Origin of the sequence: Stenotrophomonas sp. TWI809 (assembly GCF_039673205.1) — a bacterium.
Lineage (GTDB): Bacteria > Pseudomonadota > Gammaproteobacteria > Xanthomonadales > Xanthomonadaceae > Stenotrophomonas.
Map to the genome: position 1 here is coordinate 25,034 of NZ_JBDJLE010000015.1, position 18,239 is coordinate 43,272.

The following is an 18,239-nucleotide window of genomic DNA, read 5'->3' on the forward strand; positions in this document are numbered from 1 at the left end:
GCTGCCTGATCAGGAGACGACATCCGCCGCGATCGCGCGGCGGTGGGCGTCAACAAGGGGAAGAGGGGGCAGGATCTGCGCCAGGGTGACCGCGCGCAGCGCTTCGGACACCACGTCGTTGATCATCCGCCAGCTGCTGCGCGCGCCACACTGCAGCTCGCGGCCGCACTGGCTGTGGTCGTGGGCGCACTCGGTCAGGCCCAGTGGCCCTTCCATGGCTTCCACGATCTCGAACAGCGTGATCTGGTCTGCCGCGCGGGTCAGCCGGTAGCCGCCGCGGACGCCGCGCAGGCCTTCGACCAGACCGGCCTGGGCCAGCGGCTTGAGCAGCTTGCTGACGGTGGGCGGTTCCAGACGGGCGAACTCGGCCAGTTCAGTCGCACTGAGCACCTCGCCCGGGCGGGCAGCGAGCACGGTCAACACGACGGTGGCGTAATCGGTGAGCTTGGTGACGCGGAGCATGTGGGGTGCAGAACCATAAAGCGGACTGAAATTGTACGCTTTTCTCCGGCGGCATCCAACCCGCCCGTTCAGGCGCCCGCAGGGCGGCCCTGAGCCCATATTGAAGCGTATCGCTTTGGCAATCACAAAGATTAAGCGAGAATCGGGGCTTCCCACCGCAACGGTCAGCCAGATGCCCAAGAAGATCCAGGCCCGCAAGTCCACCATCCATGGCAATGGCGTGTTCGCGCTGGCGCCGATCAAGAAGGGCGAGCGGGTCATCCAGTACAAGGGTCTGCTGCGCAGCCACGCCGACGTGGACGCCGACGACACCGGGGATGTGGAAAGCGGTCATACCTTCCTGTTCACCCTCAATGACGACTACGTTATCGATGCGAACTACAAGGGCAACGACGCGCGCTGGCTCAACCACAGCTGCGATCCGAACTGCGAAGCGGTGATCGAGGAAGCCGAGGGTGACAACCGCCGCGAGGACAAGGTCTTCATCGAGGCGATCAAGGACATCAAGCCGGGCGATGAGTTGACCTACAACTATGGCATCACCCTGGCCGAGCGTCACACCGCGCGCCTGAAGAAGATCTGGGAATGCCGCTGCGGGTCGAAGAAGTGCACCGGCACGATGTTGCAGCCCAAGCGCTGATCCCACCGGTCGCCACCGACTCCCGATCGGTGGCTGTCCCGACACGCTGTGCACATCGTGGTCACCGCCGCCCAATGCACCCGTGGCCACACTGAGCGCTCCTACTTACTGGAGCCGCTCCATGGCACACGCACTCAACGGCAAGCACATCGCGATCCTCGCCACCGATGGCTTCGAACAGTCCGAGCTGCAGGAACCCAAGCGCCTGCTGGAATCCTGGGGCGCCTCGGTCAAGGTGATCGCCCCCGGTGACGCCCGCACGATCCGCGGCTGGAAAGACAAGGACTGGGGCGAGAACGTCACGGTCGATGCACCGCTGAAAGGCGCCAAGGCCGACGATTACGACGCGCTGGTGCTGCCCGGCGGCGTGATCAATCCTGACAAGTTGCGCATCGACGCCGATGCGATCGCGCTGATCAAGGCCTTCGGTGGAGCGGGCAAGCCGGTTGCCGCGATCTGCCACGGCCCGTGGCTGCTGGTCGAGTCCGGCCTGGCCAAGGGCCGCAAGGTCACCTCGTGGCCGTCGCTGAAAACCGATCTGGGCAATGCCGGTGCCGAGTGGACCGATGCCGAAGTGGTGGTGGATGGTGGCCTGATCACCAGCCGCAAGCCGGGGGATATTCCGGCCTTCGCCGATGCGGTGGCGAAGGCGTTGGCCGGTTGATCGTGTGGGCACCGACCCAGGTCGGTGCCCACCATCGCGTTATTTGCTGAGCAGCCCGGCCGGCACCAGCGCGCCGAGATCCTGGTTGAAGGTGACCACCAGCTTGCCGTTCTCCACCTGCGCCGACTGCACCTGCAGCGTGCCGAGCACCGCGGCCACGCTCGGGTCGATCTTGTAGATCGGCTCGCGCTGGGCGTAATCGGTGAGCCAGGCATTGAGCAGGCCGCGCGTACGCGAATCCAGCTTGCCGCCGTTGTTGGCCGGGGTGAAATCATCGACCGTCGGCTCCTGCAGGTGGAAGCCCTGGGTCTGCGCGTCATAGCGCAGGCCGCTGCTCAGCTTCACTTTACCCAGCGGCGCCGGGTTGCCGCCGGCGGTCGCCATGGCGACATCGAAACCCAGGTCCAGCCGGCTGCCCTGCGGAAGGGTCAGCTGCGGATGGCTCATCGTCATTGCGATCAGGCCCCCCAGCGCGTTCTGCGTGCGCGGGAAGCTGCCGTCGAGGTACTGCTGCACATCGGTGGCGCCGACCGACAACTGGCGGCCGGACACGCTGGGCGCGGCCTGCGCGCCAATGGCGGCGGCCAGCAGCACGGTGCAGGCGGCGAGGCGGGACAACAGCGGACGAACGTTCATGGCGGCAGGCCGTGGGGAATGAGATGCCAACAATAGCGCGCGCGGCTGAATCCAGCTTTGACGTACGTGGTCAGGTGGCGATGGCGCGCCCTGCCGATGCAGTCAGTTCAGTACCGGCTGGATCGAGGCGCCGTGGATCTCCCACCCGCTCCCATCCGCGCGTGGTTGCAGCCGATACCAGCCTTCGAAACGCAGGGTGCTTGTGCCGGTGCTGACCCGGATCTGGACCGGCACTTCGCGCAGGCGCGAGGGCTGGGCGGTGTCCCGTGCGATGGGCGCGCTGGTCTTGATGCGCAGCCCGCGGAAGTCGGGCAGTGCGCGAAGGGCGGCATCGTCCGGGTGGCCGCCCGGGCCGCCGCCGGTCCACTGTGCGTCGGCGGTGGCGACGTCGCCCTGCGCCAATGCACTCAGATAGCGATGCACCAGCGAGGGCTCATCCAGTGCGTCCGCGGCCACTGCACTGAGTGCGGTCGGTGGCGCGGCGGTGGGTGGGGGCGTCGGTGCACTGTGCTGAGGTGGCACGTCATCGGCGTGCGCTGCGCCTTCGCGTGCCGCAGCTGACTCGGTCAGGGGCGGCTGCTGCTGGCAGGAGCAGCCGTGCAGGAACAGCAACGGAAGCAACAGGACGGCGCGGCGCATGCAGGACTCTCCCCGGAGAGCGCCGAGTGTAGCGCCACGCCCGGCGCTTGGCTCAGGGCGCGCCCTGGATCGACTCGAGCGCGGCGAGCACCTCATCCAGCTGCGGCTGCAGCACGGTGAGCGGGTGGCTGGGTTCCTCGGCGTGGCGCTGGGCGAGATCGCGCAGCAGCTGGGTGGCCACGATGGCCGCGGCACGTTCGTCACCGCTGAGCCCGGTGTTGCGCCGCGCGATTTCCAGCAGGCGCATCCAATCCTGCTGCGCACGATGCTCCAGCTCGATGGTGCAGCGCCCGCTGCACTGCAGGCCGTCCTTTTCGATCGGGGTGACGGTGATGCGGTAACGCTGGGAAGAAGAGCTGGCCATGGCTGCCTGCGCGGTGGGGGACAAGGCCACCATAGGCTGCGATGTGTGCGGCGGCGACAGGCGCGGTCGCACGCAGTGTTCCACCCTGTGCGTTCCGCTCGGTTCTGCGATGCCGTGGATCGCGGCAGGACAGGCATCTTCGCGCCACGTGGGCGCCGCACACGTCTCTGGCAACGCTGTGTTTCGCTGCGCGCGCGTCACCAAAAAAAACGGGACGGCATATGCCGTCCCGTCCGGGTGCTGCAGGAAGCGCGCAGATTAGAGCGCGGCATCCTTGAGCTTCTTGAGCGGACGCACCTTCAGCTTGGTGGACGCCGGCTTGGCGGCGAACCACTGCTCTTCCTTGGTGAACGGGTTGATGCCCTTGCGCTTCGGCTTGGCCGGCACGCTGACGGTGGAGATCTTCAGCAGGCCCGGCAGGGTGAAGCTGCCCGCGCCCTTCTTGTGCACCGAAGCGGCGACGGCGCCTTCCAGCGAGGCGAGCACGGCGCGCACGTCCTTGGCGACAACGCCGGACGCTTCAACGATGTGTGCAACCAGACCAGACTTGCTCAGCACTTCCTTGATCGGCTTGGGAGCGGCCGGCTTCGCGGCTGCCTTCGTAGCGACTTTCTTTACTGCCTTCTTCGGGGCAGCCTTCTTAGCGGTCTTTGCCATGGTTTCCTGTTCCGTGAACGGTTGGTTGTTTGGTCGCGCCGAACCCCGTCGGCAAGCGAAATGTAGGGCAACTATGGGGCGCCGCCAATAGGCAAACGCATAAAAATTCGTGATTTCCACGCCCTTCGTTACCGCAGTGCATCAGGTCATAGCCAAAAAACAGGGTCCGCCCTCGCGGCGGAGGCCATCGGTCATGGACCGTCGCACCCCGACTGTCGCACGAAAACCACTTGAAAACAGCATCGATCTTGATGGCCGATTCAGCTGGGAGCGCCGCCTGCCGTGGCGCTGACGGCGGCCAGACACGGTGCTAACGCGGGGCGGTCTAGGCTGGCTTGGCCATTCATCCCGCAGGAGATCAACGATGGGTATTTCGCGTCATGCCACCGCGCATTGGGAAGGTGACCTCAAGACAGGCAAGGGACAATTGAGCACGCCCCAGAGCGGCTTGATGGACAAAACCCGCTATGCCTTCAGCAGCCGCTTCGGTGATGAGAAGGGCACCAACCCGGAAGAACTGATCGCCGCCGCACACGCCGGCTGCTTCACGATGGCGCTGTCGGCCAAGCTCACCGAGGCCGGTTTCGTGCCGACCTCGCTGGATACCGAAGCCAAGGTGGACCTCTCGATGGAGGGGGGGCCCCAGCTGTCGCAGATCACGTTGAAGGTGAAGGCCGTAGTGCCGAACATCGAGGCCACCCAGTTCCGTGCCATCGCCGATGACGCCAAGCAGAACTGTCCGGTGTCCAAGGCGCTGAGTGCGGTACCGATCAGCCTTGAGGCCGAGTTGGCCGGCTGATCCGCGCCCGCGATTGGTGCACAGCAGATTGTGATGGGAAAGCGGCGGCCGCATAGTCGCCGCTTTCCTGTTGTGGGGTATCTGCATGCGTCCGACCGCTCTTGCCGCCCTGATGGCCTGCCTGCTGGCCGGCACCGCGCAGGCCGATGTGCGCCTGCTGACCGCCGCGACCATCCATACCGGGGATCCCGACGCGCCCGCCGCCACAGCGCTGGCGTGGGATACCGGCACCGGGCGCGTGCTCGCCGTCGGTGATCGCCAAGCACTGTTGACGCTGTATCCGCTGGCAGCGCTGACCGACGTCGGCCACGCCACCGTGATCCCGGGGCTGATCGATGCGCATGCACACCTGATGTTCCTGGGCGGCACCCTGATGCAGGCCGACCTGACCGGCGCGGCCGGCACCCAGGACATCGTGGCGCGCCTGCAGCGCTTTGCGGCCGACAATCCCGAGGGCTGGCTGCTGGGCAGCGGCTGGGACCAGAACCGGTGGCCGGACAAACGGTTCCCGACGGTGGCCGATCTCGACGCGGCGTTCCCGGACCGGCCGGTCTGGCTGGGTCGCATCGATGGTCACGCGGGCTGGGGCAACAGTGCGGCACTGCGCGCGGTCGCACGGCAGCCGGGCCAACGCGCGTTGAAGGGCAACTGGCAGCCGGCCGGTGGGCGCATCGTGCGCGATGCCAAGGGGCAGCCGAGCGGGGTGTTCATCGATGAAGCGATGAGCCTGGTGCAGGCGGCGATCCCAACGCCCAGCGACGCCGCCCGCGAGCAGATGCTGACCCGCGCACTGGATAAAGCGGTCAGCCAAGGCCTGACCGGTGTGCACGACATGGGCGTATCGCGCGCCGATCTGGCCCTGATGCGCCGCTTCGCCGATGCCGGCGCGCTGCCGCTGCGCATCGATGCGTATGCCGATGGCAATGGCGATGCCCTCGCGGATCTGTGTGCGCAGGGCGCGTACCAGCATGCCGGTGGCCGCCTGGAAATGCGCGGGGTCAAGCTCTTCATGGACGGCGCGCTGGGCAGCCGCGGTGCCGCGCTGCTGGCCGATTACAGCGACGATCCGCACAACCGTGGGCTGCTGGTGACCTCGCCGGCCGATTTCGAAACGGCGGTGCGCAAAGCCGATAGCTGTCATGTCCAGGTCGCCACCCATGCGATCGGGGATCGTGGCAACCGGATCGCACTGGATACCTATGCCAGGGTGCTGGGCGAGCGCCCTGGCAGCGACCATCGCTGGCGGATCGAGCATGCGCAGGTGGTGGCGCTGGAGGACATTCCGCGCTTTGCCCACCTCGGCGTGATCGCCTCGATGCAACCTGCCCACGCCACCTCGGACATGGGCTGGGCGCAGGATCGGGTCGGTCCCGAGCGCATCCTCGGGGCCTATGCGTGGCGGCGGATGCTGGGCTCCGGTGCCCGTCTTGCGCTTGGTTCGGATTTCCCGGTGGAACAGGTGGATCCCCGCCTGGGCCTGTATGCCGCGGTCACCCGCCAGGACCGTGCCGGCCAACCGCCGGCGGGCTGGCAGCCCGATCAGCGCCTGACCGCGGCCGAAGCGCTGCGGGGGTTCACTGCCGACGCCGCGTGGGCAGGCCATGACGAGGCCCAGGTCGGCCGGTTGCAGCCCGGCCTGCGCGCGGATTTCGTCGTGCTCGATCGCGATCCGCTCAGCATCGCGCCTACCGAACTGGCGGACCTGCAGGTGCGCTCGACCTGGGTCGATGGCGCACCGGTGTACGACGCGGCGCGTTGACGCGCCGCCGCCGGGATCACCAGTCCAGTGTGCCGCGGATGACGGTCTGCACCTGGCCACCGGACCAGACATCGCCATGGTCATCGATGCGCAGGGTCAGGCGCGCATCGTGGCCCACTTCGCGACCCTGGCTGACCACATAGCCGTGCGCGGTGCCAGGCAGCGCGTCGCGGCTGTCCAGCCACGCAGCCAGCACCGCATTGGCCGCACCGGAGGCGGCATCTTCAAAGCGGCGACCGTTGCCGACGAACGCACGCACCGCAAGATCCCACGCCTGGCCCTGGCTGCGTGCATAGGCGAAGACCCCCATGCTGTCGGTGGCCTCGGCCAAGGTCGCCACGGCATGCCAATCCGGGGTGAGCGCGCGCAGGGCGGCCTCGTCAGCGAGTTCGACCACCCACCAGCTGCGGCCACCGGCCATGCGCGCCGGCGGCAGATGGCCCAGCGGCCAGCCCGCCAGCGCGGCCTGCAGGCGCGGGTCGGCGGCCGTGGTCACTTCGGCCACCGCGGCGCGCGGGGTACGGATCGCGATGGTGCGGGCCTCACCGCTGCCGTCCACGCGTAGCGGCAGGGCCCCGGCGATGCCGTCCTGGACCAGCATGCCCTCGACCGGTGCGGCCACGCCCAGCTCCAGCACGGCATGCGCGGTGCCCACGCTGGGGTGGCCGGCGAACGGGACTTCCTTCTGCGGGCTGAACATGCGGATGCCGTAGCTCGCGCCCGGGGCTGCAGGCGGGAACACGAAGGTGGTCTCCGGCAGCCGGGTCCAGCGGGCGATGGCCTGCATGGCCGTCTCGTCCAGGCCCTGTGCATCGAGCACGACGGCCAGCGGGTTGCCGGCGCCGGGGTAGGGCGAGAACACATCCAGCTGCAGGAAACGACGGGAGGTCATGGCGGGGCGCTCAACGAAAAACGGGCGGGCAGCTTACCAACCGGGGCCGTGTTCCGGGCCCTGTGTGGCGGCCTGCGCACCGGTCCGGGGACAAATCCACCCGACCTGGGCCGCCCTGGCCCTGCAACGGGCAGGCTTGGCATAGAATCGGGGGTTCGGCCCGGCGTGCCGGGCGATCCCCCTCACTACCCAAACCTCCACCTCCATGTCAGCTTCCCCCCTTGTCGATCGCTGGATCGTACTGAAGTTCGGCGGCACCTCCGTGTCGCGTCGTCACCGCTGGGACACCATCGGCAAACTGGCGAAAAAACGGGCGGAAGAAACGGGCTCGCGCGTGCTGGTGGTGGTATCGGCGCTGTCCGGGGTGACCAATGAACTCACCGCGATCGCCGATGGCGCCGCCGACAGCCGCGACCGTATCGCCGCGCTGGTCGCGCGCCACCGCGAATTCCTGACCGAGCTGGAGCTGGACGCCACCGCGCTGGACGTGCGTCTGGACGCGCTGGCCGGGCTGCTGGACGATCCGCGTGCCGCCGGTCGGCCGCTGGAGTGGCAGGCCGAGGTGCTGGGCCAGGGCGAACTGCTGTCCTCCACCGTCGGTGCGGCCTACCTGCGCGCCAGTGGCCTGGATTTCGGCTGGATGGACGCGCGCGAGTGGCTCGATGCGCTGCCGCCGCAGCCCAGCCAGAGCGAGTGGTCGCAGCGCCTGTCGGTGAACTGTCAGTGGCGTGCCGAGGCCGATTGGGCCACGCGTTTCCGCGCCCAGCCGACCCGCATGCTGATCACCCAGGGCTTCATCTCCCGCCATGCCGATGGCGGCACCGCCATCCTCGGTCGCGGTGGTTCGGATACCTCGGCGGCGTACTTCGGCGCGCTGCTCGGTGCCAGCCGCGTGGAGATCTGGACGGATGTGCCGGGCATGTTCAGCGCCAACCCGAAGGACGTGCCTGACGCGCGCCTGCTGACCCGATTGGACTATTACGAAGCACAGGAAATCGCGACGACCGGCGCCAAGGTGCTGCACCCGCGTTCGATCAAGCCGTGCCGCGATGCCGGCGTGCCGATGGCGATCCTGGATACCGAGCGCCCCGAGCTGCCGGGCACCAGCATCGACGGCAATGCCGCGGCGGTGCCGGGCGTAAAGGCGATCAGCCGCCGCAACGGCATCGTGCTGGTCTCGATGGAAGGCATCGGCATGTGGCAGCAGGTCGGCTTCCTGGCCGACGTGTTCGGGCTGTTCAAGAAGCATGGCCTCTCCGTGGACCTGATCGGTTCGGCCGAAACCAACGTGACCGTCTCGCTGGACCCGTCCGAAAACCTGGTCAGCACCGATGTGCTGGCCGCGCTGTCGGCCGATCTGTCGCAGATCTGCAAGGTCAAGATCATCGTGCCGTGCGCGGCGATCACCCTGGTCGGCCGCGGCATGCGCTCGATGCTGCACAAGCTCTCGGACGTGTGGGCCACCTTCGGCCGCGAACGTGTGCACATGATTTCGCAGTCTTCCAATGACTTGAACCTGACCTTCGTCATCGACGAAGCGGACGCGGACGGCCTGCTGCCGATCCTGCACGCCGAGCTGATCGACAGCGGCGCGATGCCGGTGGAAGAGGGCGAAGTGTTCGGCCCGCGCTGGCGCGAAATCGCCGGCACCATCCGCCCGCGCGAAACCGCCTGGTGGCGGGGCCAGCGCGAGCACCTGCTGACGCTTGCCCAGGCCGGTACGCCGCGCTACGTCTACAACCTGCCGACGGTACGGGCGCGTGCGCGCGCGCTGAACGCGATCAAGGCGATTGACCAGCGCTACTACGCGATCAAGGCCAACTCGCACCCGGCCATCCTGGAGGTGCTGGAGCAGGAAGGCTTCGGCCTGGAGTGCGTGTCGCACGGCGAGCTCAAGCACGTGTTCAACACGCTGCCGACGCTGTCGCCCAAGCGCGTGCTGTTCACCCCCAGCTTCGCGCCGCATGCCGAGTACGATGCCGCGTTCGCGCTGGGCGTGACCGTTACCCTGGACAACGTGGAAGCCCTGCAGCGCTGGCCGGAACTGTTCAGCAACCGCGAGCTGTGGCTGCGCGTGGACCTGGGCCGTGGCGAAGGCCACCATGCCAAGGTCCGCACCGGCGGCAAGGACTCCAAGTTCGGCCTGCCGATCGCCCGTGTGGATGAGTTCGTGCGCATTGCCGGCGAGCTGGGCACCCGCGTGGTCGGCCTGCATGCGCACCTGGGCAGCGGCGTGGAAACCGCGCAGCACTGGCGCCTGATGTGCGATGAACTGGCTGGGTTCGCCCGCCGCATCGGCAGCATCGAGACCATCGATATCGGCGGTGGCCTGCCGATCCCGTACAGCGCCGACGACGAGCCGTTCGATCTGGAGGCCTGGGCGATCGGCCTGGCCGAAGTGAAGGCCGTGCACCCGGCGTTCCGTTTGGCGATCGAACCGGGTCGCTACCTGGTGGCCGAGTCCGGCGTGCTGCTGGCGCGGGCCACCCAGGTGGTGGAGAAGGATGGCATCCGCCGCGTCGGCCTGGATGCGGGCATGAACACGCTGATGCGTCCGGCGCTGTACGACGCCTGGCATGACATCGAGAACCTCAGCCGCCTGAGCGGTTACTCCGAAGCGATGTTCGATGTGGTCGGCCCGATCTGCGAATCCAGCGATGTGTTCGGCAAGCGCCGCCGCCTGCCGGCCTCGACCGCGCCGGACGATGTGATGCTGATCGCCGACGCCGGCGCGTATGGCTACGTCATGGCCAACACTTACAACCAGCGCGAGCTGCCGCGCGAGGACGTCATCGATGATGGTCCTTGACCGCTGCCTGCCGCCTTCCAAACCGGATACACCATGACTGCTTTTGATAAACACCAGGTTGCCGTTTTCCGCTTCGTCCGCTGCGACTTCGCCGCGGACACCGGCGTGGCGCAGCTGGTCTACGCCTTCGATGACGGCCCGGAGCTGATCGAGACGGTGACCATTCCGGGCGCGCCGTTCGTGCTTGAGGGTGACCGCGCCGAGGCAGTGCAGCGCGCCCTGCGCCTGCTGCACCTGATGGCCGGCGTGAGCTACTACAAGGCCGGCGTGCCCGAGCAGGTGCGCATCGACAGCTACACCATTGATGCGGCCACCGCAGCGTTGGTTGAAACGGTGTACCTCAACGGCTTGGGCGAATTCGCCTACCGCAATGGCCTGAACCTGCGTGGCCGCTTCCGCCTGCCGGTGGAGGGCGAGGCCTTCACCGCACCGGTGCTGGGCCTGCGCGAACACGCGCTGGTCGCCATCGGCGGCGGCAAGGATTCGCTGGTCAGCATCGAAGCGCTGCGCAGCCTGGGCATCGCCGAAACGGTCACGTGGATCGGCGGCTCGCAGCTGATCCGTGCCTGCGCCGAGCGCACCGGCCTGCCGATCCTCAACATCGGCCGCACGCTGGCCCCGGAGCTGTTCGAGCTGAACCGCCAGGGTGCCTGGAACGGCCATATCCCGGTCACCGCGGTGAACTCGGCGATCCTGGTGCTGGCCGCGCTGCTGCAGGGCGTGGACCAGGTGGTGTTCTCCAACGAGCGCTCGGCCAGCTATGGCAGCCAGATTCCGGGCACCGGCGAGGTCAATCACCAGTGGTCGAAGGGCTGGGCGTTCGAGCAGGCCTTCGGTGAGCACCTGGAGCAGCATGTCGCCGCGGACCTGCATTACTACTCGCTGCTGCGCCCGCTCTCGGAGCTGGCGGTGGCGCGTCAGTTCGCCAAGCGCGATGTCTACGACGCGCATTTCTCCAGCTGCAACCGCAATTTCCACATCCTGGGCGAGCGCCCGGTGAACCGCTGGTGCGGCGTCTGCCCGAAGTGCCACTTCGTGTTCCTGGCGCTGGCCCCGTTCATGCCCAAGATGCGCCTGGTCGGCATCTTCGGCCGCAACCTGCTCGACGATATCGAGCAGGCCCCGGGCTTTGATGCGCTGCTGGAATTCCAGGACCACAAGCCGTTCGAGTGCGTGGGCGAAGGCCGCGAATCGCGCGCCGCGATGGCGACCCTGGCCGCGCGCCCGGAGTGGAATGAAGACGCATTGGTGAAGCGCTTCGTCCACGAGATTCGCCCGCAGCTGGACGCAACTGAACTGCAGATCGAACCGCTGCTGGCACTGGAAGGCGAGCACCGCATTCCGCCGGCGATCTGGGAGCGTCTGCGTGCGAATTTCGCAGCTTGATGGCAAACGCGTTGCATTGTGGGGATGGGGACGTGAGGGACGCGCCGCGTTTCGCGTCCTGCAGCAGCGGCTGCCGTCGCTGCCGCTGACCCTGTTCTGCCCGGAGGCCGAGGCCACCGGTGCGCGCGAGGAAACCCACGGCGCGCTGACGGTCCGTTCGGATGTCACCGGCGAGGCGCTGGCCGCGTTCGAGGTGGTGATCAAGTCGCCGGGCATCAGCCCGTATGGCGACGCTGCGTTGCACGCCACGGCGCAGGGCACGCAGTTCATCGGCGGTACCTCGCTGTGGTTCGCCGAACAGGCCGCCGCCGACGGCATCGTGCACGATACCGTGTGCGTGACCGGCACCAAGGGCAAGAGCACCACCACCGCGCTGCTGGCGCATCTGCTGCGCGCCTCGGGCGCGCGCACCGGGCTGATCGGCAACATCGGCCTGCCGCTGCTGGAAGTGCTCGACCCGCAGCCGGTGCCGCAGTACTGGGCGGTGGAGCTCTCCAGCTACCAGACCGGCGAGGTTGCGCGCAGTGGCGCGCACCCGCAGGTCGCCATCGTGCTGAACCTGTTCCCCGAGCACCTGGATTGGCACGGCAGCGAAGCACGCTACATCGACGACAAGCTGCAGCTGGTCACCGGGGCCGCGCCGTGGATCGCGGTGCTCAATGCGGCCGACCCGCACCTGGCAGCGTTGTCGCTGCCGGAGAGCGAGGTCATCTGGTTCAACCAGCCGCTGGGCTGGCATATGCGCGGCGATGTCGTGCATCGCGGCGAGCAGGCCGTGTTCGACACCTCACACACGCCGCTGCCCGGCCGACACAACCGCGGCAACCTGTGCGCGGTGCTGGCGGCGATCGAGGCGCTGGGCCTGGACGCGGTGGCCCTGGCCCCGGCGGTGCAGGCCTTCCGCCCGCTGCCCAACCGCCTGCAGACCATCGGTGCGCGCGAGGGGATCACCTTCGTCAACGATTCGATCAGCACCACGCCGCACGCAAGCCTGGCGGCGCTGGAATGCTTCGCCGGTCGCCGCATCGCGCTGCTGGTGGGCGGCCATGATCGTGGCCTGGACTGGCACGACTTCGTCGCGCACATGGCCCACGACGTGCCACCGGTGGAGATCGTCACCATGGGCGCCAACGGCCCGCGTATCCACGCGCTGCTGCAGCCGCTGGCCGATGCCGGCCGTTTCGGTCTGCATGCCGCTACCGATCTGCCCGAGGCCATGCGGCTGGCGCAGGCCGCGCTCGGCGGGCAGGGCGGGGTGGTGCTGCTGTCGCCGGGTGCGCCGAGCTACGGCGTGTACCGCGACTACGTCGCGCGTGGCCGGCACTTCGCCGAACTGGCGGGGTTTGATCCCGATGCGATCACGGCGATCCCGGGCATCGGGATCGCATAACGTGCCACGGTAGAGCCGACCGTTGGTCGGCTGCGTGGGATCCTGCGATCAGGCTTCTTCCTCATCGATGAACGCGTAATCCCCGTCGATGAGCTGCTGCAGGTACGCATCGAAACCCGGTGCGATCACGGCATAGCTGTCCGGGTCGTGCAGGTAGCGCACCACCTGGCCGACCGTGCCGCCCGGCGCGGGGTCGAAATCCAGGTACAGCATCGACGTGCCGCCGTTGTTCATGCAGTGCGAGAAGCACAGGCGCTTGCCCATCGGCAGATCCGCATCGATGCCCTCGCCGAGGATCTCGGGGTCTTCCTCCAGCCATTCCTCGTAGATCGAGCGGATGCTGTCATCCCACTGCGCGCTGTCCTCGAATATCTGGTCCACCGAACGCAGGTAGTAGGGGTAATGCCCCTCCTCGACATCCGAGCCCAGCATCAGCACCACCGCCTCGCCACCCGGGTAGGGGCGGAAATGCGTGCCATCGACCCGCCCCAGCAGCGCCACCAGGCTCTCGGGCACCTGCGGCCAGCGCTCGCGCAGGCGCTGCAGATCGGCCGTGCTGGCGCCCTCGACCCAGGCCCACATCCGCGCATCGTCGTCGGGCAGGCGCGGCACCAGGCCGGAAAGGAAACGATCGACAAGGCTCATGCGGGGTTCCATGCAAAGGGGGCGGCCAGCCTGCCATAACAGGGACGCAGGTAGTCAATTCACGGGGTTGCACGTCGCGGCGGCGCTTCTACACGGTCTCGTCAACCGGCCGTCATACACTCGGGGCTCTTTCTGTCGGGAGCAGACGCATGAACAGGCAATGGCGGTGGGGTGCGGCGGTGCTGTTGGGCATGACGGCGCTGCCCGCGCTGGCGGCGATGCAGGCCAAGCCGGTGGAGTGGACACAGGACGGCACCACCTTCAGCGGAGTGCTGGTCTACGACGACAGCGACAACGACAAACGCCCTGGCCTGGTGATGGTGCCCAACTGGAAGGGGGTCAACGATTCGGCCATCGCCAAGGCCAAGCAGCTGGCCGGCGATGACTATGTGGTGCTGGTGGCCGATGTGTACGGCAAGGGTGTGCGTCCGAAGACCGATGCCGAGGCCGGTCCGGTGGCGACCAAGCTGCGCAATGACCGTCCGGTGCTGCGGGCGCGTGCGCTCAAGGCGATCGAGGTGTTGAAGGCGCAGGCCGGCAAGGCACCGCTGGATGCCAGCCGGATCGGCGCGGTCGGGTTCTGCTTCGGCGGCACCACGGTGCTGGAGATGGCGCGCGCTGGCGCACCGCTGGCCGGTGTGGTCAGCCTGCACGGTGGGCTGGGCTCGCCGCTGCCGGCCAAGGCCGGTGGCACCCATCCCTCCGTGCTGGTGCTCAATGGCGCCGACGACAAGAGCGTGAGCAAGGACGACATCGCCAGCTTCGAGCAGGAAATGAACGCCGCCCAGGTCGACTGGGCGTTCACCAACTACAGCGGGGCGGTGCACTGCTTTGCCGAGTCGGATGCGAACAGTCCGCCGGGGTGCCAGTACAACGAGCGCGCGGCCAAGCGCGCGTGGAAGGCGCTGGATGAGTTCTTCGAGGAGCGGTTCGAGACGACACGCCGGTAGGTGCCGACCGTTGGTCGGCACGCTTTCCGATCAATGCGAGCGCTGCACCGCGTAACGGGCCAGCCCGCGAAGCGCGGCCACGGCATCGTTGTCGGCCAGGCCGTCGAGCGCACGCTCGGCGGCATCGGCGTATTCCTCGGCACGGGCGCGGCTGTACTCCAGCCCGCCGGTGGCATGGATGGCCGCCAGCACCTCCGTCATCGCCTCGGCGTCACCGTTCTGCACGATCTCGCGCAGGCGGTCACGGGTGGTCGCATCGGAATGCGCCATCGCGTGGATCAGCGGCAGGGTGGCCTTGCCCTCGGCAAGATCGTCGCCCAGGTTCTTGCCCAGCTCATCGGCATTGGCCGAGTAGTCCAGCACGTCATCGGCGATCTGGAAGGCGTAGCCCAGGTTCATGCCGTAGACGTACAGCGCCTGCTGGGTGGCTTCGTCCACGCCGCTGGCCAGCGCGCCCAGACGGGTGCCGGCAGCGAACAGCACCGCGGTCTTGCGCTCGATCACGCGCAGGTAAGCGGCTTCGTCCGTATCCGGGTTGTGGACATGCAGCAGCTGCAGTACCTCACCCTCGGCGATCCGGTTGGTGGTGTCGGCCAGGATGCGCATGACCGGCATGCGGTCCAGTTCGACCATCAGCTGGAAGCTGCGCGAGTACAGGAAATCGCCTACCAGCACGCTCGGGGCATTGCCCCACAGCGCATTGGCGGTGCTGCGGCCACGCCGCAGGCTGGATTCGTCCACCACGTCGTCATGCAGCAGGGTCGAGGTGTGGATGAACTCGATGATGGCCGCCAGCTGGTGGTGTTCCGGGCCGGCCTGGCCGACCGCGTGGCCAGCCAGCATCACCAGCATCGGGCGCAGGCGCTTGCCGCCGGCCGAGATGATGTGGTCGGCGATCTGGTTGATCAGCACGACATCCGAGGACAGTCGGCGACGAATCAGCGCATCGACGGCGTCCATGTCGGGCGCGGCGAGCGTCTGGATCTGGGGCAGGCCCAGCGCGGGGCGGGTGTCTTCGGTGATGGTCATGCGGTCTGACTTTCAGGCTTGGGCGGAATTATAGGCGGTGCGCTCGTATTCCGCCTGCGAAGACGCGCCGGCGGCCCGATCAAGGCGCGGGGCAGGGCGCCGGATCGTGCCGACCTTGGCCGCCGGCCCCCGGCCATATGCCGGGCGAGCCGCCGCCTGACCGGAGGCCCGGAACGCCCCGCGCACCGCGATCCGGCGTGAATACGTATGCATGCGACCCCACCGCTGGAGGCACCCCGCTAAGCTTGTCGGGTTCGTTTCTGGCCCCCTCGCGGGTGCCGTGGAAGCCCGAAGGGGGGCCCCAATGTCGCAGTCTCCATGGTGGCGCGGTGCCGTCATCTATCAGATCTACCCGCGCAGTTTCCTGGACGCCAACGGCGATGGCGTGGGCGACCTGCCCGGCATCATCGAGCGCCTGGACTATGTCGCCGCGCTCGGCGTCGACGCGATCTGGGTGTCGCCGTTCTTCAAATCGCCGATGGCCGACTTCGGCTATGACATCGCCGACCACCGCGACGTCGATCCGTTGTTCGGCACGCTCGCCGATTTTGACCAGTTGCTCGCCAAAGCGCACGCGCTGGGCCTGAAGGTGATGATCGACCAGGTGTTCAGCCATACCTCGATCGACCATGCCTGGTTCCAGGAGAGCCGGCAGGACCGCACCAATCCCAAGGCGGACTGGTACGTGTGGGCCGATCCACGCGAGGACGGCACCCCGCCCAACAACTGGATGTCGATCTTCGGCGGCGTGGCCTGGCAGTGGGAGCCGCGCCGCGAGCAGTATTTCCTGCACAACTTCCTGGCCGACCAGCCCGACCTGAACTTCCACAATCCGGCGGTGCAGCAGGCCACGTTGGATTACGTGCGGTTCTGGCTCGACCGTGGCGTGGATGGCTTCCGCCTGGATTCGATCAACTTCTGTTTCCACGACGCACAACTGCGTGACAACCCGGCCAAGCCGCTGGAAAAGCGCCTCGGCCGTGGCTTCAGCGCGGACAATCCGTACGCCTATCAGTACCACTACTACAACAACACCCAGCCGGAGAACATCGGCTTCATCGAGCGGCTGCGCGTGCTGCTGGACGCGTACCCGGGCTCGGTCAGCCTGGGCGAGATCTCCGCGGAAGATTCGCTGGCGACCACGGCCGAGTACACCGCCCCGGGCCGCCTGCACATGGGCTACAGCTTCGAGCTGCTGGTGAAGGATTTCAGCGCCGGTTACATCCGCGACACCGTGTCACGGCTGGAAGCCACCATGACCGAAGGCTGGCCGTGCTGGGCGATCTCCAACCACGATGTGGAGCGTGCGGTGACGCGCTGGGGTGGCCATCCGGCCCAACCGCGCCTGGCGCGGATGCTGGTGGCCATGCTGTGCTCGCTGCGCGGTTCGATCTGCCTGTACCAGGGCGAGGAACTGGGGTTGGGCGAGGCGGACGTGCCGTTCGAGGCGCTGCAGGACCCGTACGGCATTACGTTCTGGCCGAACTTCAAGGGCCGCGACGGTTGCCGTACGCCGATGCCGTGGCTGGATGCGCCGAAGGCGGGCTTCACGACGGGCGAGCCGTGGCTGCCGATTCCGGCGGAGCATCAGGCCGCGTCGGTGGCGACGCAGGAACAGGATCCGCATTCGGTGTTGAACGCGTTCCGTCAGTTCCTGGCATGGCGGCGGACGATGCCGACGCTGTTGGTGGGGGATATTCGTTTCCTCGAGTGCGCCGAGCCGGTGTTGATGTTCGAGCGGGTGCACGGGGAGGAGACGTTGCTGTTGGCGTTCAATCTGTCGGCCGGGACGGCTCGGGTTGCGCTGCCGATGGGTGATTGGCAGGCGATGCATGTGCCGGGTCCGGATGTCGGCGAGGTGGTCGGTGGTGAGTTGGTGTTGCCGGCGCAGTCGATGTTTTGCGCGCGACGCAGCTGAGTGGGTTTCCGGTGGTATTGAGAGGGCGGGGCCGGGTGCCTCGCCCTTTTTTTTGTCTTGCGTTCGTGCGTTGGGCCACATCAATAGCAACAGCCACGGCCACGGCAACGGCAACGGCGCGTTGGGCTGCGCTTGTGCTGGTTTGGGCGGGCACGGGTGGGTTGGCGGGACCCGCCGCAAGTACGTCCGTGTAGGCTCATGTCGCGCCATCCATGGCGCTCATGGTCCCGCCAACCCACCCATGCCCGCCCTTTGACAATGGGCTGGTGCGCAAGGGAAAAGCGACGCTAGCAGCTGAAGCATGCGCAATGGTCGGATCGGCCAGCGCGGTCGAGATGATCGGGTTGATCGGTCTGGTCGGGGGGAGCGGAACAGTCCGGGCGGTCAGGGCAATCGGGGCGTTCGACGTGGTCGGCACGGTCAAAAGTGTCGAGACGGCGGAACTGCTCGAGCTGGCCCTAACCGCAGATACCGCGTTCGATCCTCCGCCGCGTCGCGTCGCGTCGCTTCGCACTGCACTGCACTGCCATGGCAACCAACCACCTGTCGAAGGGCGGGGGTGTGTGGGTTGGCGGGACCGTTGTGCCGCATGGATGCGGC

Annotated in this window: 17 protein-coding genes; 9 read left to right on the plus strand and 8 right to left on the minus strand. The window is 67.6% G+C overall.

Annotated features, from left to right (window positions below; translation table 11 throughout):
- Positions 1 to 9: 9 nt before the first annotated feature.
- Complete coding sequence (locus ABE472_RS12375) at positions 10 to 462, minus strand: SUF system Fe-S cluster assembly regulator (protein ID WP_026070170.1); 453 nt, start codon at positions 460 to 462, stop codon at positions 10 to 12.
- Between the two features lie 172 nt (positions 463 to 634).
- Here ABE472_RS12375 and ABE472_RS12380 point away from each other — a divergent pair, with 172 nt between their 5' ends.
- Together ABE472_RS12380 and ABE472_RS12385 are read left to right on the plus strand one after the other, a co-directional pair.
- The gene (locus ABE472_RS12380) at positions 635 to 1,102 is read left to right on the plus strand and encodes an SET domain-containing protein-lysine N-methyltransferase (RefSeq protein ID WP_176990804.1); all 468 of its coding nucleotides are present in this window, start codon (positions 635 to 637) and stop codon (positions 1,100 to 1,102) included.
- A 121-nt stretch (positions 1,103 to 1,223) separates the two neighbouring features.
- Complete coding sequence (locus ABE472_RS12385; protein ID WP_346466305.1) at positions 1,224 to 1,766, plus strand: type 1 glutamine amidotransferase domain-containing protein; 543 nt, start codon at positions 1,224 to 1,226, stop codon at positions 1,764 to 1,766.
- Between the two features lie 39 nt (positions 1,767 to 1,805).
- Here the strand turns inward: ABE472_RS12385 and ABE472_RS12390 are convergent, their stop codons facing one another.
- The 4 genes from ABE472_RS12390 to ABE472_RS12405 all read right to left on the minus strand — a co-directional run bounded on the left by ABE472_RS12390 (position 1,806) and on the right by ABE472_RS12405 (position 4,062).
- Positions 1,806 to 2,402 carry a DUF1439 domain-containing protein gene (locus ABE472_RS12390; protein WP_088432783.1) on the minus strand — a complete coding sequence of 199 codons (597 nt, stop codon included), beginning with the start codon at positions 2,400 to 2,402 and terminating at the stop codon, positions 1,806 to 1,808.
- Between the two features lie 102 nt (positions 2,403 to 2,504).
- Positions 2,505 to 3,041: a hypothetical protein gene (locus ABE472_RS12395; protein WP_346466306.1), complete on the minus strand. Its 537-nt coding sequence runs from the start codon at positions 3,039 to 3,041 to the stop codon at positions 2,505 to 2,507.
- A gap of 52 nt (positions 3,042 to 3,093) precedes the next feature.
- Positions 3,094 to 3,438, minus strand: a complete 345-nt coding sequence (locus ABE472_RS12400; protein ID WP_313217492.1) for a DUF3861 family protein — start codon at positions 3,436 to 3,438, stop codon at positions 3,094 to 3,096.
- A gap of 225 nt (positions 3,439 to 3,663) precedes the next feature.
- Positions 3,664 to 4,062: an HU family DNA-binding protein gene (locus ABE472_RS12405; protein WP_019185677.1), complete on the minus strand. Its 399-nt coding sequence runs from the start codon at positions 4,060 to 4,062 to the stop codon at positions 3,664 to 3,666.
- A 364-nt stretch (positions 4,063 to 4,426) separates the two neighbouring features.
- Here ABE472_RS12405 and ABE472_RS12410 point away from each other — a divergent pair, with 364 nt between their 5' ends.
- Positions 4,427 to 4,861, plus strand: a complete 435-nt coding sequence (locus ABE472_RS12410) for an OsmC family protein (RefSeq protein ID WP_123728599.1) — start codon at positions 4,427 to 4,429, stop codon at positions 4,859 to 4,861.
- Positions 4,862 to 4,946: 85 nt separating this feature from the next.
- Complete coding sequence (locus ABE472_RS12415; RefSeq protein WP_346466307.1) at positions 4,947 to 6,620, plus strand: amidohydrolase; 1,674 nt, start codon at positions 4,947 to 4,949, stop codon at positions 6,618 to 6,620.
- A 16-nt stretch (positions 6,621 to 6,636) separates the two neighbouring features.
- Here the strand turns inward: ABE472_RS12415 and ABE472_RS12420 are convergent, their stop codons facing one another.
- On the minus strand, positions 6,637 to 7,512 hold the full coding sequence (locus tag ABE472_RS12420; protein WP_346463878.1) for a PhzF family phenazine biosynthesis protein: 876 nt from the start codon (positions 7,510 to 7,512) through the stop codon (positions 6,637 to 6,639).
- Between the two features lie 205 nt (positions 7,513 to 7,717).
- On the opposite strand from ABE472_RS12420, the gene ABE472_RS12425 reads away from it, so the two are divergent.
- The 3 genes from ABE472_RS12425 to murD are packed head-to-tail and all read left to right on the plus strand — an operon-like array spanning position 7,718 to position 13,097.
- Positions 7,718 to 10,321, plus strand: a complete 2,604-nt coding sequence (locus ABE472_RS12425; protein ID WP_313217499.1) for a bifunctional aspartate kinase/diaminopimelate decarboxylase — start codon at positions 7,718 to 7,720, stop codon at positions 10,319 to 10,321.
- A 33-nt stretch (positions 10,322 to 10,354) separates the two neighbouring features.
- Entirely contained in the window at positions 10,355 to 11,707 is a 1,353-nt protein-coding gene (gene murL, locus ABE472_RS12430; protein ID WP_346463882.1) for a UDP-N-acetyl-alpha-D-muramoyl-L-alanyl-L-glutamate epimerase, read from the plus strand.
- Positions 11,688 to 13,097, plus strand: coding sequence for a UDP-N-acetylmuramoyl-L-alanine--D-glutamate ligase (murD, locus tag ABE472_RS12435; RefSeq protein ID WP_346466308.1), 1,410 nt, complete (start codon positions 11,688 to 11,690; stop codon positions 13,095 to 13,097). The genes murL and murD overlap by 20 nt, the downstream gene beginning before the upstream one ends.
- 48 nt (positions 13,098 to 13,145) lie before the next feature.
- On the opposite strand, the gene ABE472_RS12440 is transcribed toward murD, so the two are convergent.
- Positions 13,146 to 13,742, minus strand: coding sequence for an SMI1/KNR4 family protein (locus tag ABE472_RS12440; protein WP_313217503.1), 597 nt, complete (start codon positions 13,740 to 13,742; stop codon positions 13,146 to 13,148).
- A 149-nt stretch (positions 13,743 to 13,891) separates the two neighbouring features.
- On the opposite strand from ABE472_RS12440, the gene ABE472_RS12445 reads away from it, so the two are divergent.
- Positions 13,892 to 14,692 (plus strand): dienelactone hydrolase family protein, encoded by an 801-nt coding sequence (locus tag ABE472_RS12445; RefSeq protein ID WP_346463885.1) that lies wholly within the window; start codon positions 13,892 to 13,894, stop codon positions 14,690 to 14,692.
- 30 nt (positions 14,693 to 14,722) lie between these two features.
- Here the strand turns inward: ABE472_RS12445 and ABE472_RS12450 are convergent, their stop codons facing one another.
- Complete coding sequence (locus ABE472_RS12450) at positions 14,723 to 15,721, minus strand: polyprenyl synthetase family protein (protein WP_346466309.1); 999 nt, start codon at positions 15,719 to 15,721, stop codon at positions 14,723 to 14,725.
- Positions 15,722 to 16,025: 304 nt separating this feature from the next.
- On the opposite strand from ABE472_RS12450, the gene ABE472_RS12455 reads away from it, so the two are divergent.
- A complete protein-coding gene (locus ABE472_RS12455; RefSeq protein ID WP_346466310.1) occupies positions 16,026 to 17,639 on the plus strand; it encodes an alpha-glucosidase in 1,614 nt (537 codons plus the stop codon).
- Positions 17,640 to 18,239 lie beyond the last annotated feature (600 nt).

Bases quoted from the DNA above. Each gene is read 5' to 3' on its own strand.
- ABE472_RS12375 (WP_026070170.1), bottom strand. From the start codon at position 462: ATGCTCCGCGTCACCAAGCTCACCGATTACGCCACCGTCGTGTTGACC.
- ABE472_RS12380 (WP_176990804.1), top strand. From the start codon at position 635: ATGCCCAAGAAGATCCAGGCCCGCAAGTCCACCATCCATGGCAATGGC.
- ABE472_RS12385 (WP_346466305.1), top strand. From the start codon at position 1,224: ATGGCACACGCACTCAACGGCAAGCACATCGCGATCCTCGCCACCGAT.
- ABE472_RS12390 (WP_088432783.1), bottom strand. From the start codon at position 2,402: ATGAACGTTCGTCCGCTGTTGTCCCGCCTCGCCGCCTGCACCGTGCTG.
- ABE472_RS12395 (WP_346466306.1), bottom strand. From the start codon at position 3,041: ATGCGCCGCGCCGTCCTGTTGCTTCCGTTGCTGTTCCTGCACGGCTGC.
- ABE472_RS12400 (WP_313217492.1), bottom strand. From the start codon at position 3,438: ATGGTGGCCTTGTCCCCCACCGCGCAGGCAGCCATGGCCAGCTCTTCT.
- ABE472_RS12405 (WP_019185677.1), bottom strand. From the start codon at position 4,062: ATGGCAAAGACCGCTAAGAAGGCTGCCCCGAAGAAGGCAGTAAAGAAA.
- ABE472_RS12410 (WP_123728599.1), top strand. From the start codon at position 4,427: ATGGGTATTTCGCGTCATGCCACCGCGCATTGGGAAGGTGACCTCAAG.
- ABE472_RS12415 (WP_346466307.1), top strand. From the start codon at position 4,947: ATGCGTCCGACCGCTCTTGCCGCCCTGATGGCCTGCCTGCTGGCCGGC.
- ABE472_RS12420 (WP_346463878.1), bottom strand. From the start codon at position 7,512: ATGACCTCCCGTCGTTTCCTGCAGCTGGATGTGTTCTCGCCCTACCCC.
- ABE472_RS12425 (WP_313217499.1), top strand. From the start codon at position 7,718: ATGTCAGCTTCCCCCCTTGTCGATCGCTGGATCGTACTGAAGTTCGGC.
- murL (WP_346463882.1), top strand. From the start codon at position 10,355: ATGACTGCTTTTGATAAACACCAGGTTGCCGTTTTCCGCTTCGTCCGC.
- ABE472_RS12440 (WP_313217503.1), bottom strand. From the start codon at position 13,742: ATGAGCCTTGTCGATCGTTTCCTTTCCGGCCTGGTGCCGCGCCTGCCC.
- ABE472_RS12445 (WP_346463885.1), top strand. From the start codon at position 13,892: ATGAACAGGCAATGGCGGTGGGGTGCGGCGGTGCTGTTGGGCATGACG.
- ABE472_RS12450 (WP_346466309.1), bottom strand. From the start codon at position 15,721: ATGACCATCACCGAAGACACCCGCCCCGCGCTGGGCCTGCCCCAGATC.
- ABE472_RS12455 (WP_346466310.1), top strand. From the start codon at position 16,026: ATGTCGCAGTCTCCATGGTGGCGCGGTGCCGTCATCTATCAGATCTAC.